Raw genomic sequence first — 14,655 nt, forward strand, 5'->3', positions numbered from 1 at the left:
TCGATTTCGTCGTTTGTCACGTCAGGGCCGGGTCTGTCCGGTGCCGTGCACCCGATACTTGAAGGACGTCAATTGCTCGACGCCGACGGGGCCGCGGGCGTGCATCTTGCCGGTCGCGATACCGATTTCCGCCCCCATGCCGAACTCGCCACCATCGGCAAACTGCGTCGATGCATTGTGCAGCAGGATCGCGGAATCGACTTCGGTGAAGAACCGCTCGACCACGCTTGGATTCTCAGCAATGACAGCCTCGGTGTGGTTGGAGGAATACGTCTGGATATGCTCGATCGCCCCGGAAATACCGTCGACAACGGCAACCGACACGATCGCATCCAGATATTCCGTCGACCAATCGTCCTCGGTCGCAGCCTTTGCGCCGGGCATTGCCTCGATGACCGCAGCCGAACCGCGGATCTCGCAACCTGCACCCGCCAGCGCATCGAGCAGCGGGCGAAGATGCGTGCTCGCCACGGCGCGGTCGACCAGAATGGTTTCCACCGCGCCGCAGATACCTGTGCGCCGCATTTTCGCATTGACGACGATCTCCTTCGCCATATCGAGCTCGGCCGAGGCATCCACGTAGATATGGCAAAGTCCTTCGAGGTGCGCGAAGACAGGCACCCTCGCCTCGTTCTGAACGCGCGCAACAAGGCTCTTTCCGCCGCGTGGCACGATAACATCGATAGCGCCATCCAATCCGCGCAGCATTGCGCCGACGGCAGCGCGATCAGTCACCGGAACAAGCTGGATGGCGTGCTCAGGCAGCCCGGCAGCCTTCAGACCCTGCACGAGGCAGGCATGGATCGCTTGCGACGAACGCCGGGAGTCGGAACCGCAGCGCAGGATGACCGCGTTGCCGGCCTTCAGGCAGAGCGCGCCGGCATCCGCCGTCACATTCGGACGGCTCTCGAAGATCACCCCGATGACGCCGAGCGGCGTCCGCACGCGCTCGATCTTCAGGCCGTTCGGCCGATCCCAGGCGGCGATCACCTCGCCGACCGGATCCTTGAGGGCGGCGATCGCACGGATGCCTTCGGCCATTTCCGCAACGCGCTTCTCGGTCAACGTCAAGCGATCGACGAAGGACGCCAGCATCTCAGTGCCGGCAACATCCTTCAGATCCTTGGCATTCTCCGCAAGGATATGATCCTTGTTGGCCAGGATCGCATCCGCCATGGCGTTCAGCGCATTGTTCTTGGCTTCGGTGGACGCAAAGCCCAACGGTCGCGCGGCAGCCTTGGCTTTGCGGCCGATGTCGTTCATCAGCGCGTCAACGTCAGGGCTCTGCGCAACAGTATCAAGCATAGCTTGTGTCCTTCTTCTGCCTTTCAGATTTTGAACCGATCTGCGACGTCATCACCATGTCGTCGCGATGGATCATTGCCGCCCGCCCTGCGTAGCCGAGGATTGCCTCGATCTCCGCCGATTTGCGGCCGGTAATCTGTCGTGCCTCCTCGGCATCGTAGCTGGCAAGCCCGCGCGCGATCTCTCGCCCCTGCGGACCGACAATGGCCACGGTATCACCACGGCTGAAAAGCCCGACGACCTTGCGCACGCCTGCGGGCAGCAGGCTCTTGCCGGCGCCAAGCGCGGTGACAGCACCCTCGTCGACATGAAGCTCGCCAGCCGGCTGCAACTGACCGGCAATCCAGGTCTTGCGCGCCGTCACGGGCGTTCCCGAAGGGGCAAACCACGACGAACGGGCGCCGTTCTCGATCGCCGAAAGTGGGCTGTCCGTCTTGCCTGACGCGATGATCATTGCGCAACCCGACGTCGTCGCGATCTTGCCGGCGTCAATCTTGGTGCGCATGCCGCCCCGCGACAGCTCCGACGCCGCGCCGCCAGCCATGGCCTCGATGTCAGTCGTGATCTCAGCGATCGTCGCGAGAAACTCCGCTTGAGGATCAAGGTGCGGCGGCGCCGTGTAGAGGCCATCGATGTCGGATAGCAAAATCAGGAGATCGGCGCCGGTCATCGTCGCGACGCGCGCGGCCAGACGATCATTGTCGCCATAACGAATTTCACTGGTGGCAACCGTATCGTTCTCGTTGATGATTGGCACGGCGCCGATCTTCAGGAGCTGATTGATGGTGGCGCGCGCATTCAGATAGCGGCGGCGCTCTTCCGTATCGCCAAGCGTGAGCAGGATCTGGCCGGCAACGATCTCGTCGTGAGACAGGCTTTCGGACCAGGCGCGCGCAAGCGCGATCTGGCCGACGGCGGCCGCCGCCTGGCTCTCCTCGAGCTTCAGCGCGCCGGAGGGAAGGTCGAGAACCGAGCGACCGAGCGCGATAGCGCCCGAGGACACGACAAGGACATCCACGCCCTTTGACTTCAACGCCGCGATATCGCGGCACATCGCATCGAGCCAGGCCTTCTTCAGTCCAGCCTTGCGATCGATCAGCAGCGCCGAGCCGATCTTGATGACAATGCGGCGATAGCGCTCAAGCGACTTACGCGTCGTCATCTGCCTTGCCTTCATCGTCGGAGACCATGTCGCGATGGCGGAGTTTCACGGCCTTGGCCGGCTGTTCGGCTACGCCCGCATTCGCCTCGACGATGATATCGCGCAGAGCACGCAAGACTTCCGTCATGCCCTGGCCGGTCGCTGCCGAAATCTGATACGGCGTCTTGCCGCAGGCCTTGGCAAGCTCCTTCGTCTTCTTTTTCAGGGTCGCTTCGTCCAGGACATCGATCTGCGAAAGCGCGACGATCTCGGCTTTATCGGTCAGCTCGTTACCGTAGGCTTCGAGCTCCCTCTTGACCGTCGTATAAGCCTTGCCGACTTTTTCCTCTTGCGCAGACACAAGATGCAAAAGCACGCGCGTCCGCTCGACGTGTCCGAGGAAGCGATCGCCAATGCCTACGCCTTCGTGCGCACCTTCGATCAACCCGGGAATATCAGCGAGAATGAACTCCTGTCCGTCGATGGTCGCGACGCCGAGATTTGGGTGAAGCGTCGTGAAGGGATAGTTAGCGATCTTCGGCCGAGCCCGCGTCACGGCCGCAAGAAAGGTCGACTTGCCGGCGTTCGGCAAACCAACGAGGCCTGCATCGGCAATCAGCTTCAGATGCAGCCAGACGGTCTTTTCTTCGCCAGGAAGACCCGGATTTGCCCAATCCGGCGCCTGGTTCACCGACGACTTGAAATGCGCGTTGCCAAAACCACCATTGCCGCCCGTGGCGATACGGAACCGCTGTCCCTCTCTCGTCAGGTCGCAGATCAATGTTTCCTGGTCTTCTTCGAGAACCTGCGTGCCGACCGGGACCTTGAGCGTGACGTCCGCGCCGTTGGCGCCGGTACGGTTTCTACCCATACCGTGCGTGCCGATCGTGGCTTTGAAGTGCTGTTGGAAGCGGAAGTCGATCAGCGTGTTGAGGCCGTTGACTGCCTCGACCCAAACGTCACCGCCGCGTCCGCCGTCGCCGCCATCGGGGCCGCCGAATTCGATGAACTTCTCGCGTCGGAACGAGACGCTACCGCCGCCGCCGTCACCGGACTTGATATAGACCTTTGCTTCGTCGAGAAATTTCATTTTACTTCCATCGTCCGGTGGCTGTTCATCGCCCCTCTTGCCGCTTTCGATATAGGCGGTTCAATCGGAGGTCAAAGGATTATCGTGAAGTTTGCGAGCTATAACATACAGTACGGCTTCGGTCTTGATGGCATCTACGATCTCGACCGAATCGCCGCGAGCCTCGAGGGCGCGGACATCATCGCGCTCCAGGAAGTAACCCGTGGCTTCGTCAGGAACGATTATGCCGACATGGTGGCGGACCTGGCGGCGCTTTTTCCCAGCCATTTCTGGGTGTATGGGCCGGCTTGCGACCTGCATGTCGAAGCGAGTTCCGAGGGCTGGCCTCAACGCGGAACGCGCTTCCAGTTTGGCAACATGATACTTTCGCGCTGGCCGATCCTCTCGACCCGAACGCTGCTTCTGCCGCGCAGCCGAACGATCTCCAAGGTCAATCTCCAACGCGGCGCGACCGAGGCGGTCATCGAGACGCCCAACGGCGCACTGCGCGTCTATTCTGCGCATCTCGACCACGTCTCGATCGATGAGCGCAGCCGGCAGCTCGTTCACCTGAACGAACGCATCAACGCCTTCCTCTCCGAAGGCGGCTCCGTCTCGGGTGCAGCCGAATTCGACGTCGATGATCCGCCGCTGCCCGAGGACTACCTCATCATGGGCGATTTCAACATGACGCCGGAGTCGCCGGAATACTGCGTTCTCGCCGGCGCCAAGGACGGCTATTACGGTCGCGTCCCGCGCATCGGCACGCCTGTCGACGCGCTTGCGGCGTTGGAGGCTTACCCGCCGGGCAGCTATAGCTGGATGGATCCCAAGGATCATGGCAAACGCATGCATCTCGATTACATCTTTGTCAGCTGCGGCCTCATGGGTCGCCTGAAATCGGCAAAGATCGATACGGACTCGGTCGGCTCCGACCACTTCCCCGTCTGGGTCGAGATCGGCGGCTGATAGCGAGGCGTCCCGACGCATCGGGACGCCTCTTCTTTCTTCAGGCGATCTTGGCCTGCTGCAACGCGCCCGGCTTCAGCATCGTCTCAACATGCGTGACCATGGTGTTGCGCGCGAAGCTGTAGATTTCGCTGCAACCAGTCATGCGAAAGCCAAGCTTTTCCTGCAGCTTCAGCGAGGCCGGATTGTCGGCGAAGACGCCGGAATGAACCGCGGTCTCGGGCATACGGCGCGAAAAACGCTCCAATACGGCCGATACCGCCTCACTCATGTAGCCGCGCCGCCAGTAGAAGCGGTTCAGCCAATAGCCGAGGTGCCACAGGCCGTGGCGCAACTCGATCGAGACGACGCCGATGTGAGCATCGTCACCGGTCGTGATCGCAAACTGCCAGTCGGGCATACCGCCAGCCGTCACCGGTACCAGCCAATCGAACGCGTCCTGCCTGTCGTAGGGAGCGGGAACACGCGCGAGCATGCGGGTTACGGCGAAGTCGGACAGCGTGTCCGCGATCGCATCGGCATCGCTCAGCCGGTGCGGGCGGAGCACCAGCCGGCCGGTAGCAATGGTGGGCAAGGGCCCGGGCGTCATCGACTGGCTCTTGGGTCTCTGAAGACTGATTGCGTTCATAAGACGCTCCCCCAGCTTCTCAGCGACATCCAGGTCTTCCGATCAAGCCGGTACCACTCGACCGGCACGTTGCTGCCGAGCGCCAGGGATGCCGCAAGGCCCGATCCCTGGAACTGGAAACCGCACTTCTGGATGACCCGCCGCGACGCGACGTTCATCACCCGGCAACGGGCATCGATCTGATCGACATTCTGCCGCGTACGAAAGACCATATCGACCAGGGCGTGGCACGCCTCGGTCATAAAGCCTTGATTCCAGAAAGGCTCTCCCAGCCAGTAACCGATCTCGACGGTCCGCCCGTCAAGATGCGGTTCGACTCCGCAGCACCCGACAAAAGCGCCGTTCTCGGCTTTGGTGATCGCATAGACGCACTTGCCAATCTCGCCGTTTTTCGTGCGTCGCACGAAGTCGGCGGCATCATTGGCCGTATAAGGGTGCGGCATACGCGACACCATTGTGGCGACTTTGGCGTTGTTGGCAAGATGGGCAAGGGCGTCGATGTCTTCTTCGTGGGGCGCGCGCATGACGAGCCTTTCCGACAACAAGACAGGGCAATCGGTCCTTAACCGCTCAGGCCGCAGCCGTTCCTTGGGAGACCGCTGGTCTTCCCGGGGAGACCGTGATTGGTCCTCCCTCAACAATTCGCCTTGCATGTTCAGTCCTCCTTCGTTGGACAAGAAAAAAGGGGAGATGGCGCCCCATCTCCCCTGTTTTCTGGACTGAACCTGATACGCTCAGCCGGGTCGATGAGACGCCGGCTGTTTTAGAGCGCTACCGGCTTATTCCGCTGCTTCCGCTTTCGGCATTACAGACACGTACACGCGGCCATTGGCCTTCGTACGGTAGTTCACATTGCCGGCCGTAAGCGCAAAAATGGTGTGGTCCTTGCCGAGGCCGACGTTGGAACCCGGATGCCACTGCGTACCGCGCTGACGCAGAATGATGTTGCCCGCGATGACCGTTTCGCCACCGAACTTCTTCACGCCAAGGCGCTTGGATTCGGAATCACGACCGTTGCGCGATGAACCGCCAGCTTTTTTGTGTGCCATTGGTGTTCTCCTTTAAACCTTAAGTCCCGTGATCTTACTTGGCAGCCACGATGTCCGTGATACGGACAACAGTGTGGTGCTGGCGATGGCCGCGCGAACGCTTCGAGTTCTGACGACGGCGCTTCTTGAAGGCGATGACCTTCTTGCCGCGGTTGTGCTCGACCACTTCGGCCTTGACGGAAGCGCCCTTGACGAAGGGAGCACCAATCGCAGCGTCGGCGCCTTCGCCGATTACGAGGACTTCGGTGAATTCAATTGCGTCGCCAGCGGTTGCTTCAAGCTTCTCGATGGTCAGCACGTCGTTTGCCGCCACACGGTACTGCTTACCGCCGGTCTTGATGACTGCGAACATTTTTTATCCTTTCATGTTCGTTCCGGCTCAGCCCGCGTCAAAACGGGAGGCCGTCTTTTTATCAGTCGATGTTGAGCAGGGATTTCAGAGGATTTCGCCTTGAATTCTGACTGCCGGTGAAATCTCCTCGCGAGCGCGAGGATGGCAAGGCGCGGACTTTTCCACACCTATTGCGCAGCGCAGATACGCGAGGCCCTGGGGACTGTCAAGGCAAAAGGATGAAAAGCTTGAGATTTCATCTTGCCAGCCCGCAAAACTCTCGCTATGAGACAGCCCGCGCCTAACGGCGTCAACCAGACCGCGGAGAGGTGGCAGAGTGGTTGAATGTACCGCACTCGAAATGCGGCGTGCCTGCAAGGGTACCGTGGGTTCAAATCCCACCCTCTCCGCCATTCAACACACTACGATCAGCTGGACATGTCGCCTTTGGCCAAGGCTATTTGGTAGCCGACGCGCAAATATGCGCTAGGGGCAAAAGGGAGTCGGGCGAGACAAGCTCGCCCAACCCTTCAAACAACCCAACGTCTTTGCCTTAGCGTTTCACCGTGAAGCTATATGTTCCGTTGGTCTTGTGGCCATCCGTTGAAAGAACATGCCAGTCGACCTTGTAGGCACCTGGCGCAAGCGTGCCGGCAAACGGAACCATCAGTGTCTTGCCGCCGTCCATCAGCATGATGTCGCCGAGCTTGACCTCCTTGCCATCGGGCGCAGAAACCTTGGCGCCGCTGAATTTCATGTTCAGCTCTTCGCTGAACGTGAGGTCCAGTTCACCGGGCGCGGTGACTGCATCATTGTCCGCCGGGACCGATGATTTCAGGTGCGCGTGCGCGAACGCTTGCCCGGCGAGACCGAGAACCACTGTCGCGGCACAGAACAAACGGAGCGTGAAACTAGGCATTCGATGCCTCCCTGATTGCGTAATTGATGAATGAAGGTTGGATGGGGCTGCAAGGCACGCGTGTTCTCATTGGGCATGGCCCTCATGGCCACCATGACCGGCATCACCGGTGGACTGCTCCATTAGCACCGTCCCCTCGAAACTGGAGAAAAGCTGCAGCGTCTTGGTGTCGAGCTTTGCCTCTGCCGCCTTCAGTGCGGATGAGAGAGCAGACGCATCGGCCGCGGAGACGCCGATTTTCTCAAGGGCATTCGCCTCGGTGATGCCGTCACCGCTGCAGAGATAGACGCTCCATCCATGCGGGCTGTTCTTCAAGAGCGCCCGACCGCCGCGGCCATCTTGCAGCCACCCGGCAATCGCCCAATCTCCCTGAACAACGACAGGGTTGACCGTCAGCGGCTTCTCCGGCGTTTCGAACATTGCCTTCAATCTCGCTGGAATCGTTTGCTGCGCGTCGTCCCCCATGTCCATGTGGCTCATGTCCATTCCCTTCATGTCTCCCTGCTGCGCCTTGGCTGCGCCGATCGAGCCGAAGGCACTTCCAACAGCGAATTCCACATCGACGCTGCCGGCCTTCTGGAAGGTCAGGGTCGCCCGTATCTGCTCGCCTTCCTTGAACGGCTTGTCGATGTCCATGAACATCAGGTGATAGCCGCCAGGCTTCAGCTCGACCGTTTCGCCCGGCGGCAGCTCCAGGCCTTGCTTGGCCTCGCGCATCACCATGATGCCGCCGTTGACGCTCATCTCATGCAGCTGGACCGATCTTGCCCTGTCCGAGCTGACCGACACCAGAACATCCGCTTCCCCACCGGAATTCCTGATCGCCAGATAGCCGCCGCCCACCTTGGCGCCGGGCAGCATTGCCCGGACAGCCGGGCCAAGAACCACAATCTCGCCGGCCGTATAGTCCCGTGCTTTGGCGCCTTGTGCAGCCAGCACGATCAGAACTGCGAGAAACAGCTTTTTCATCGAAACGCCTCCTAGGCAAAAACACGCCGCAACGGCGGCACAAAGCGAACAACGACCTGATCGAAAGCGACCATCACCAGCACGGCGAGGCCGCTCAGCGGAAACAACACGGCAAACACCGCAACGATCACCCAAAGACCGAAATAGACCGAACGTTGCGGCGGCATCGGCGGCACGCCCAAGCGGCCGGACGGCCGCCGCTTCCACCACATCATCACCGCTGATACGCAGCTGACAATGATCGCCAGGCACGTGGCCAGCATCAACAACTGGTTGAGCCGTCCCCACTCCTGGCCTTGATGGACGTTGATCCCCCATTCGATGGCCTTGCCGAGGAAAGGGTACTGGCTGAAAGCGAGATCGACCAGCGGCTTGCCGGAATACTGATCGATATGGATCGTTCGTTCACCGCTGACATCCTCGGGATAGACGGCCGCAGTGTAAACGCCCGCCTCGGTCGCCGGTATGGCGAGATCGAAGCCGGGCCGGATGCCGAGCTCCCTGGCAATCTCCACCGCAGCGTTGATCCCGATCGGCTTGGCCGACTGCGCGGCGGCGATGTCCGACAGCGGAACAGGCGCCCTCTCGACGACCCAACCGGGCTTCGGCAGGATATCTTCAGTGACCTTGCGGGACTGCGGGACATTGTCCCAGAGCTCGACGGGATAACCGAGACCGTGGCTGGTCAGCCATTCATTGACGTTACTTCCCCAGTAGCCGGACCAAGGCATGCCGGTAACGGCAAGAAAGAAGATCAGCACGCCCGCGAATGCTCCTGTTACCGCGTGTAGGTCACGCCAGAAAACGCGGCGCCTCGGTGTGCCGCGCACGCTGACGACGCCTCCGTTTTGTTGTCGGGGCCACCAGAGGTAGATCCCGCTGACCACGAGCATCATGGCAAAACCGCCTGTGATCTCTACCAACCTGTTGGCGGCGGGGCCGAAGAAGGCGAGGCTGTGAATGCGCTTGACGACATAGTTGAATTCGTCGGTCGCTCCGACCGTATCGAGAACCACCCCATTATACGGGTTGACGAAAACCAAAGTCTGTCCGTCCGCGGTCTCGACGGTGACTATCGCGGAGCGCTCCGCCGACGCCGGATCCCTGTAGGAAACGACGGAACCGTTCGGCAAGGCATGCCTTGCGATTTCGGTGACGTCGGCGGGAGAAAGACGCTCGCCCTTTGGGACAACGTTGTAGCGGTAGCTGAAGAAGGTGTCGTTGATCTCGTCCTTGAAGAGATACAGCGACCCGGTCACCGCCAGGTTAAGCATGAAGGGAATGACAAGCAATCCCGCGAAAAAGTGCCAGCGCCAAAGGGCGCGATAGAGCGAAACGCCGCCCTGATGTTCCGCCTGTCCGGCGGCCCCAGTCATAGACATGAAATGGTCCGTATCCAAGCCGATCGCGCAACCAGCGCATCAGGCATATGCAAGGCGCGCTGCGGCTGCCGGCCGCAACGCGGGTTCAAGCGTGGAACAGACTTGCAGGTGGTGCTCGCGGGCCGGTATTCGGCGTCAAAAGCTTGCGGGCGATGACGACAGCCCGCATGGGCAGCTCGGCCTTCAGCAGGACGTCGGAGCGAATTCCCCCCAACTCGCTGGGCATGGGCAGGATCACGGCCGCACTGATGCGGCAGGCCTCGCATCCGCTCATATGCGCCTTGTCGGGATGGGCTTTGCCAGTCTCGCTGCTGACAGTGACGCAGAGCGTCGGCAGCGCTCCATCGGGAAGCACGAAAGCCGAAAAATCACCTGGCGCGGGGCTCGCCGCAAGGGCGGGCAGTTGATGGGCAAAACCAACGAAGACGAGCGCGAGCGCGCAAACAATGCGCACACACCACTGCTTTGTCTTCGTAAACAAACGCCTCATAGTTCCCCTGCCGTAGGCACGGAAACGTTGATAGCCACATTTGGCAGAAAGCTCAATGCGGCAAAGAGGCTTGTGAGCCAAGGCAAATGCGCGGAGCTGGCTTGACCCAGCGCCTCGGTACAGAGGCAGAATATACGACGGAGACCCGCTGCCATTCGGTTAAACAGCAAGCCTGGATGCCGCGACGGGGTCAGCCGATAAGACCGAAAACCAATGAGGTAACAAAAACAAACGCAGCCGCAATCAATCCCGCATGCAGGATGAATTGCAATTTGCCTTGGGTTGCCCGCTTCCGATTGCGTACGGGCCGGTGATGGTTTGCATGAGTATGCGCGATACCCAAATCTGCCATGTGCCGCCTCCGCTTCGTTGCAAGTTTTAACTTGCTGTTATTTTCTTATATTCTCTATCTAGTTGGTAGAGATAATTTTGCTTCGAAACCCGCCTAAGGGGAAAATTCCGTTTTCCGATTTTAGCAGACAGTACGCCACGCCCAGATCAGCGAGCGTTCGACGGCGTTCGGTTGTTGCGACGCGTTCGACACGTCGATCTTGCGTCGATCCTTTTCTGCCGGAACGGAAACCGATGCAGCAGCGCTATCCGCTTTGGCGGGTGGCGCGAGATAACCCATGGTCATGCCGCCGAGAAAAAACATGCCTCATCTCCATGATCACGAAAATTAACGAGCGTTAACGGGATCATGACAGAAGTAAGGCAGCTGTCAATAGTCTAGTCGAATGGTCGTGTTTTGATCGACCATAAACCGCGAAGACGGCAAGACAGATAAGCTATTCAATCCACTCATAAAATATCGGTTACGCCCGCACGAAGCCCTTGCTCGCGATCATTAAATTTCGCGTGTAGTCTTCGTGAACGCTACCGCTCGCAAGTTCCCTCGCTGTTAACCTCTCGACGACGACGCCGTTTCTCATGACGGCAAGACGGTCGCACATATGGGTGATGACACCGAGGTCATGGCTCACCATCACAAAGGTAAGCTGACGGTCGCGCCTGACCTGCTCGAGGAGATTCAACACCTCGGCCTGTACCGAGGCGTCGAGCGCCGAGGTCGGCTCATCAAGGAGAAGAATCGACGGCTCCACGATCAGCGCGCGTGCGATCGCGACGCGCTGCCGCTGGCCTCCGGAAAGCTGATGTGGGTAGCGGAACCGGAAGCCGTTGCCGAGACCGACCTCGTCCAGAGCGCGCGCAATGCGCCGGTCACTGTCGCTGATGCCATGGATCGCCAGAGGCTCAAGCAACAGGCGGTCGATCGTCTGCCTGGGATGCAGCGATCCGTAGGGGTCCTGAAACACCATCTGGACTTGCCTATAGAAGGCCTTGCTCCGACGGGAACCGACAAGGGGCTCTCCGTGAATGCGGATCTCACCTGATGTTACCGGTGCAAGCCCCGCAACGGCGCGCAACAGGGTCGATTTTCCCGACCCGGATTCGCCGACCAGCCCGAAGGATTCGCCCGCCCCGATGTCGACGCCCACATTCTTGAGAGCATGGAAGTGATCGTAGACGACGCTGAGGCCATCGACCGCGAGAGCCGCACTCATTCCGCCCACTCCGGCTTGCGATCAAGGACCGGCAGCGGATGTCTGCTTTCGCCGATCTGCGGCATGCAGTTCAGCAGGCCGCGCGTGTAGGGATGCTGTGCGTTTTTCAGTTCGGAAGCCTTCAGTTCTTCGACGACCTTGCCGGCATACATGACGAGGACGCGATCGCAGAATGATGAGACGAGACGGAGGTCGTGCGAGACGAAGATCAGCCCCATCCCACGCTCGGAAACCAGGCGATCCATGATCCTGAGCACGTCGAGCTGCACCGTCACATCGAGCGCCGAGGTCGGTTCGTCGGCGATCAAGAGTTCGGGGCCCGCGACCAGCATCATGGCAATCATCGCGCGCTGGCCCATGCCGCCCGAAACCTCGTGCGGATGAAGGTCGAAGACGCGTTTGGGATCGCGGATCTGCACCGCTTCAAGCATGGTCAACGCGCGATCGCGAGCCTCGCTCCGACTGATACTCTCGTGGGTCCGCAGCGTCTCGCAGATCTGCCGACCGATCGTCATGACGGGATCGAGAGAATACTTGGGGTCCTGGAGCACCATGGCGATGCGCTTGCCGCGCAGCTGCCGCCGCTCCTTAGGAGACGCCTTAAGGAGATCGATCCCATTGAAATCGAGAGTGTCGGCGGTCACCACCCCATGCTTGGGCGTCAGCCCCATGATGGCGCGGCCTGTCTGCGATTTTCCGGAGCCCGACTCCCCGACGATCGCGAGGCGCTCCTTCTGCAGCGAGAAGGAAACGCCACGAACCGCTTCCACAACGCCGGTACGCGTGGGGTAACTGACCTTCAGATTGTTGACGGTGAGGAGAGGGGTCATTGTCCGCTTTCCTTGGGGTCGAGTGCATCCCGAAGTCCATCGCCGAGCAGGTTGAACCCGAGGCTGACCACCAGGATCGCGATGCCGGGCATGGCAGCGACCCACCATTGATCGAGAATGAATCGCCGTCCCGAGGCGATCATCGCGCCCCATTCCGGCAGCGGCGGCTGTGCCCCAAGGCCAAGGAACCCGAGGCCGGCTGCGGTCAGAATAATCCCGGCCATGTCGAGCGTGACGCGAACAATCAGGGAGGACATGCAGAGCGGCATCACGTGGCGCACGATGATGCGTAGCGGCGAGGCGCCCATCAACCGGACCGCCGCGATAAAGTCCGACCGGCGAACCGTCAGCGTTTCCGCGCGAGCAATACGCGCATAGGGCGGCCAGGATGTGATGGCGATGGCGATGATCGCATTCTGGATACCCGGGCCGAGTGCGGCAACGAAGGCAAGGGCCAGAACCAGCTTCGGAAACGCCAGGAAGATATCGGTAATGCGCATGAGAACCGCATCGACCCAACCACCGGCGTAGCCGGACACCGTGCCGATAATCAGCCCGATCGGTGCGGAGATGATCGCCACCAGCACGACGACGAGAAGCGTCAGGCGCGAACCGTAAACCAGGCGCGAGAAGATGTCGCGGCCCTGGTCGTCCGTGCCGAGGATATAGCCTTCGGTGCCGGGCGGCAGCAGCCGGGCATTCTTGAGATCGCCGATAACAGGGGAGTGGGTTGCGAGCAGATTGGCAAACGCGGCGATCAGAAGCAGCGCGATGATGATCACCAGGCCAACGACTGCGAGGCGGTTTGCGGTGAATTGCCGCCACGTTACATAAGCTCGACCCAAGCGGGCCTGTCTCCGGGACTGCGGCCGATCGGACAGCAGCCACTCGCGGCGGCTCATCGGTGCAGATTGCTGAGCGGGTGCGGTCATCGGCTACGCGTCCTGGGATCGAGAGTGCGGTAGAGAAGGTCGGACACGAGGTTGATCCCGATGAAGACGGTACCGATGACGATCGTTCCGCCGAGGACGGCGTTCATGTCGGCGTTCTGCAGGGAATTGGTGATGTAGAGGCCAATCCCGGGCCAGGAGAACACGGTCTCTGTCAAAACCGAGCCTTCCAAAAGTCCGGCATAGGACAGGGCGATGACGGTGACGAGCGGCACCGCGGCGTTGCGAAGCGCATGGCCCCAGATCACCCGGGTTTCCGACAGGCCCTTGGCGCGCGCGGCCACGACATATTCCTGGCTGAGTTCGTTCAGCATGAAGCTGCGGGTCATGCGGCTGATATAAGCGAGCGAGAAATAGCCGAGCAACGAGGCCGGCAGGATGATGTGGCGGAAGACGTCGTAGAAGACATCCCATTGCCCCTGCATGGCGCTGTCGAGCAGATAGAAGCCGGTCACCGGCGTGAAAGTATACTCGAAAACGATGTCGATGCGGCCGGGGAAGGCCACCCAGCGCAGCTTGGCGTAAAAGATCACCAGCGAGATCAGCGACAACCAGAAGATCGGCACCGAATAGCCGATCAGGCCGATCACGCGGACGATCTGGTCGGCGAAGCTGCCGCGCTTGACGGCTGCGAGCACGCCGAGCGGCACGCCGATCACCGAGCCGATGATGGTCCCGAGCGTGGCGAGTTCGATCGTCGCCGGGAAGACGCGCTTGATATCGACCATGACGGGATTGGTGGTCAGCACCGAGGTTCCGAAATCGCCGGCCAGGATGCCTTTGAGGTAGATGTAGAACTGTTGGTAGAGCGGCAGGTCAAAGCCCATTTCGCGCCGCACGCGCTCGACCACATGGGCCGGAGCGCGGTCGCCTAGGATGGCCAGAACCGGATCGATCGGCACGACACGGCCGATGAAGAAGGTAACGGCGAGAAGGCCGAGATAGGTGGTGACGGCAGCGACAAGAAAGCGCCCGACAGCCTTTGCAATGGGAAGAGCACGGCCGGGTTTCGGCCGTGCTTCCGTCGTTGGTTCGACTATGCTCAATGGATCAGTCCT

At 60.6% G+C, this 14,655-nt stretch carries 18 protein-coding genes and 1 tRNA gene; 2 read left to right on the forward strand and 17 right to left on the reverse strand.

The window, feature by feature from the left end; all coding sequences use genetic code 11:
• Window positions 1–21: 21 nt before the first annotated feature.
• The 3 genes from ASE04_RS01655 to obgE are packed head-to-tail and all read right to left on the reverse strand — an operon-like array spanning window position 22 to window position 3,536.
• The gene (locus tag ASE04_RS01655) at window positions 22–1,305 is read right to left on the reverse strand and encodes a glutamate-5-semialdehyde dehydrogenase (RefSeq protein ID WP_056810904.1); all 1,284 of its coding nucleotides are present in this window, start codon (window positions 1,303–1,305) and stop codon (window positions 22–24) included.
• Window positions 1,298–2,467: a glutamate 5-kinase gene (gene proB, locus ASE04_RS01660; RefSeq protein WP_056810907.1), complete on the reverse strand. Its 1,170-nt coding sequence runs from the start codon at window positions 2,465–2,467 to the stop codon at window positions 1,298–1,300. Before proB ends, ASE04_RS01655 begins: the two co-directional genes overlap by 8 nt.
• A complete protein-coding gene (obgE, locus tag ASE04_RS01665) occupies window positions 2,454–3,536 on the reverse strand; it encodes a GTPase ObgE (RefSeq protein WP_056810910.1) in 1,083 nt (360 codons plus the stop codon). The genes proB and obgE overlap by 14 nt, the downstream gene beginning before the upstream one ends.
• An 84-nt stretch (window positions 3,537–3,620) precedes the next feature.
• Here obgE and ASE04_RS01670 point away from each other — a divergent pair, with 84 nt between their 5' ends.
• Complete coding sequence (locus ASE04_RS01670) at window positions 3,621–4,484, forward strand: endonuclease/exonuclease/phosphatase family protein (RefSeq protein ID WP_056810915.1); 864 nt, start codon at window positions 3,621–3,623, stop codon at window positions 4,482–4,484.
• A gap of 40 nt (window positions 4,485–4,524) precedes the next feature.
• Here ASE04_RS01670 and ASE04_RS01675 read toward each other — a convergent pair whose 3' ends face one another.
• The 4 genes from ASE04_RS01675 to rplU form a co-directional block, all read right to left on the reverse strand.
• Entirely contained in the window at window positions 4,525–5,112 is a 588-nt protein-coding gene (locus ASE04_RS01675; protein ID WP_056810916.1) for a GNAT family N-acetyltransferase, read from the reverse strand.
• Complete coding sequence (locus tag ASE04_RS01680) at window positions 5,109–5,765, reverse strand: GNAT family N-acetyltransferase (RefSeq protein WP_056810919.1); 657 nt, start codon at window positions 5,763–5,765, stop codon at window positions 5,109–5,111. Before ASE04_RS01680 ends, ASE04_RS01675 begins: the two co-directional genes overlap by 4 nt.
• A 126-nt stretch (window positions 5,766–5,891) precedes the next feature.
• Window positions 5,892–6,161: a 50S ribosomal protein L27 gene (rpmA, locus tag ASE04_RS01685; RefSeq protein WP_056810922.1), complete on the reverse strand. Its 270-nt coding sequence runs from the start codon at window positions 6,159–6,161 to the stop codon at window positions 5,892–5,894.
• Between the two features lie 34 nt (window positions 6,162–6,195).
• Window positions 6,196–6,513, reverse strand: coding sequence for a 50S ribosomal protein L21 (gene rplU / locus ASE04_RS01690; RefSeq protein WP_007528566.1), 318 nt, complete (start codon window positions 6,511–6,513; stop codon window positions 6,196–6,198).
• 302 nt (window positions 6,514–6,815) lie between these two features.
• On the opposite strand from rplU, the gene ASE04_RS01695 reads away from it, so the two are divergent.
• Window positions 6,816–6,905, forward strand: a tRNA-Ser gene (locus tag ASE04_RS01695).
• A gap of 140 nt (window positions 6,906–7,045) precedes the next feature.
• Here ASE04_RS01695 and copC read toward each other — a convergent pair.
• The 10 genes from copC to ASE04_RS01745 all read right to left on the reverse strand — a co-directional run bounded on the left by copC (window position 7,046) and on the right by ASE04_RS01745 (window position 14,643).
• Window positions 7,046–7,411 (reverse strand): copper homeostasis periplasmic binding protein CopC, encoded by a 366-nt coding sequence (copC, locus tag ASE04_RS01700; protein WP_056810925.1) that lies wholly within the window; start codon window positions 7,409–7,411, stop codon window positions 7,046–7,048.
• 66 nt (window positions 7,412–7,477) lie between these two features.
• Entirely contained in the window at window positions 7,478–8,380 is a 903-nt protein-coding gene (locus ASE04_RS29785; RefSeq protein WP_082597224.1) for a copper uptake system-associated protein, read from the reverse strand.
• Between the two features lie 11 nt (window positions 8,381–8,391).
• On the reverse strand, window positions 8,392–9,762 hold the full coding sequence (locus ASE04_RS01715) for a PepSY-associated TM helix domain-containing protein (RefSeq protein ID WP_056810926.1): 1,371 nt from the start codon (window positions 9,760–9,762) through the stop codon (window positions 8,392–8,394).
• 85 nt (window positions 9,763–9,847) lie between these two features.
• Entirely contained in the window at window positions 9,848–10,216 is a 369-nt protein-coding gene (locus ASE04_RS01720; RefSeq protein WP_338012481.1) for a hypothetical protein, read from the reverse strand.
• Between the two features lie 226 nt (window positions 10,217–10,442).
• A complete protein-coding gene (locus ASE04_RS31105) occupies window positions 10,443–10,604 on the reverse strand; it encodes a hypothetical protein (protein ID WP_200960668.1) in 162 nt (53 codons plus the stop codon).
• A gap of 120 nt (window positions 10,605–10,724) precedes the next feature.
• Window positions 10,725–10,907 (reverse strand): hypothetical protein, encoded by a 183-nt coding sequence (locus tag ASE04_RS01725; RefSeq protein WP_056810932.1) that lies wholly within the window; start codon window positions 10,905–10,907, stop codon window positions 10,725–10,727.
• 160 nt (window positions 10,908–11,067) lie between these two features.
• Window positions 11,068–11,817: an ABC transporter ATP-binding protein gene (locus ASE04_RS01730; RefSeq protein WP_056810934.1), complete on the reverse strand. Its 750-nt coding sequence runs from the start codon at window positions 11,815–11,817 to the stop codon at window positions 11,068–11,070.
• The gene (locus ASE04_RS01735) at window positions 11,814–12,647 is read right to left on the reverse strand and encodes an ABC transporter ATP-binding protein (protein WP_056810937.1); all 834 of its coding nucleotides are present in this window, start codon (window positions 12,645–12,647) and stop codon (window positions 11,814–11,816) included. The genes ASE04_RS01730 and ASE04_RS01735 overlap by 4 nt, the downstream gene beginning before the upstream one ends.
• On the reverse strand, window positions 12,644–13,579 hold the full coding sequence (locus ASE04_RS01740) for an ABC transporter permease (protein WP_056810939.1): 936 nt from the start codon (window positions 13,577–13,579) through the stop codon (window positions 12,644–12,646). Before ASE04_RS01740 ends, ASE04_RS01735 begins: the two co-directional genes overlap by 4 nt.
• Window positions 13,576–14,643: an ABC transporter permease gene (locus tag ASE04_RS01745; protein ID WP_056810942.1), complete on the reverse strand. Its 1,068-nt coding sequence runs from the start codon at window positions 14,641–14,643 to the stop codon at window positions 13,576–13,578. Before ASE04_RS01745 ends, ASE04_RS01740 begins: the two co-directional genes overlap by 4 nt.
• Between the last annotated feature and the right edge of the window lie 12 nt (window positions 14,644–14,655).

The sequence above is a fragment of the Rhizobium sp. Root708 genome (assembly GCF_001429725.1).
In the GTDB taxonomy this organism is placed as follows: domain Bacteria; phylum Pseudomonadota; class Alphaproteobacteria; order Rhizobiales; family Rhizobiaceae; genus Rhizobium.

Bases quoted from the DNA above. Each gene is read 5' to 3' on its own strand.
- ASE04_RS01655 (WP_056810904.1), bottom strand. From the start codon at position 1,305: ATGCTTGATACTGTTGCGCAGAGCCCTGACGTTGACGCGCTGATGAAC.
- proB (WP_056810907.1), bottom strand. From the start codon at position 2,467: ATGACGACGCGTAAGTCGCTTGAGCGCTATCGCCGCATTGTCATCAAG.
- obgE (WP_056810910.1), bottom strand. From the start codon at position 3,536: ATGAAATTTCTCGACGAAGCAAAGGTCTATATCAAGTCCGGTGACGGC.
- ASE04_RS01675 (WP_056810916.1), bottom strand. From the start codon at position 5,112: ATGAACGCAATCAGTCTTCAGAGACCCAAGAGCCAGTCGATGACGCCC.
- ASE04_RS01680 (WP_056810919.1), bottom strand. From the start codon at position 5,765: ATGCAAGGCGAATTGTTGAGGGAGGACCAATCACGGTCTCCCCGGGAA.
- rpmA (WP_056810922.1), bottom strand. From the start codon at position 6,161: ATGGCACACAAAAAAGCTGGCGGTTCATCGCGCAACGGTCGTGATTCC.
- rplU (WP_007528566.1), bottom strand. From the start codon at position 6,513: ATGTTCGCAGTCATCAAGACCGGCGGTAAGCAGTACCGTGTGGCGGCA.
- copC (WP_056810925.1), bottom strand. From the start codon at position 7,411: ATGCCTAGTTTCACGCTCCGTTTGTTCTGTGCCGCGACAGTGGTTCTC.
- ASE04_RS29785 (WP_082597224.1), bottom strand. From the start codon at position 8,380: ATGAAAAAGCTGTTTCTCGCAGTTCTGATCGTGCTGGCTGCACAAGGC.
- ASE04_RS01715 (WP_056810926.1), bottom strand. From the start codon at position 9,762: ATGTCTATGACTGGGGCCGCCGGACAGGCGGAACATCAGGGCGGCGTT.
- ASE04_RS31105 (WP_200960668.1), bottom strand. From the start codon at position 10,604: ATGGCAGATTTGGGTATCGCGCATACTCATGCAAACCATCACCGGCCC.
- ASE04_RS01725 (WP_056810932.1), bottom strand. From the start codon at position 10,907: ATGTTTTTTCTCGGCGGCATGACCATGGGTTATCTCGCGCCACCCGCC.
- ASE04_RS01730 (WP_056810934.1), bottom strand. From the start codon at position 11,817: ATGAGTGCGGCTCTCGCGGTCGATGGCCTCAGCGTCGTCTACGATCAC.
- ASE04_RS01735 (WP_056810937.1), bottom strand. From the start codon at position 12,647: ATGACCCCTCTCCTCACCGTCAACAATCTGAAGGTCAGTTACCCCACG.
- ASE04_RS01740 (WP_056810939.1), bottom strand. From the start codon at position 13,579: ATGACCGCACCCGCTCAGCAATCTGCACCGATGAGCCGCCGCGAGTGG.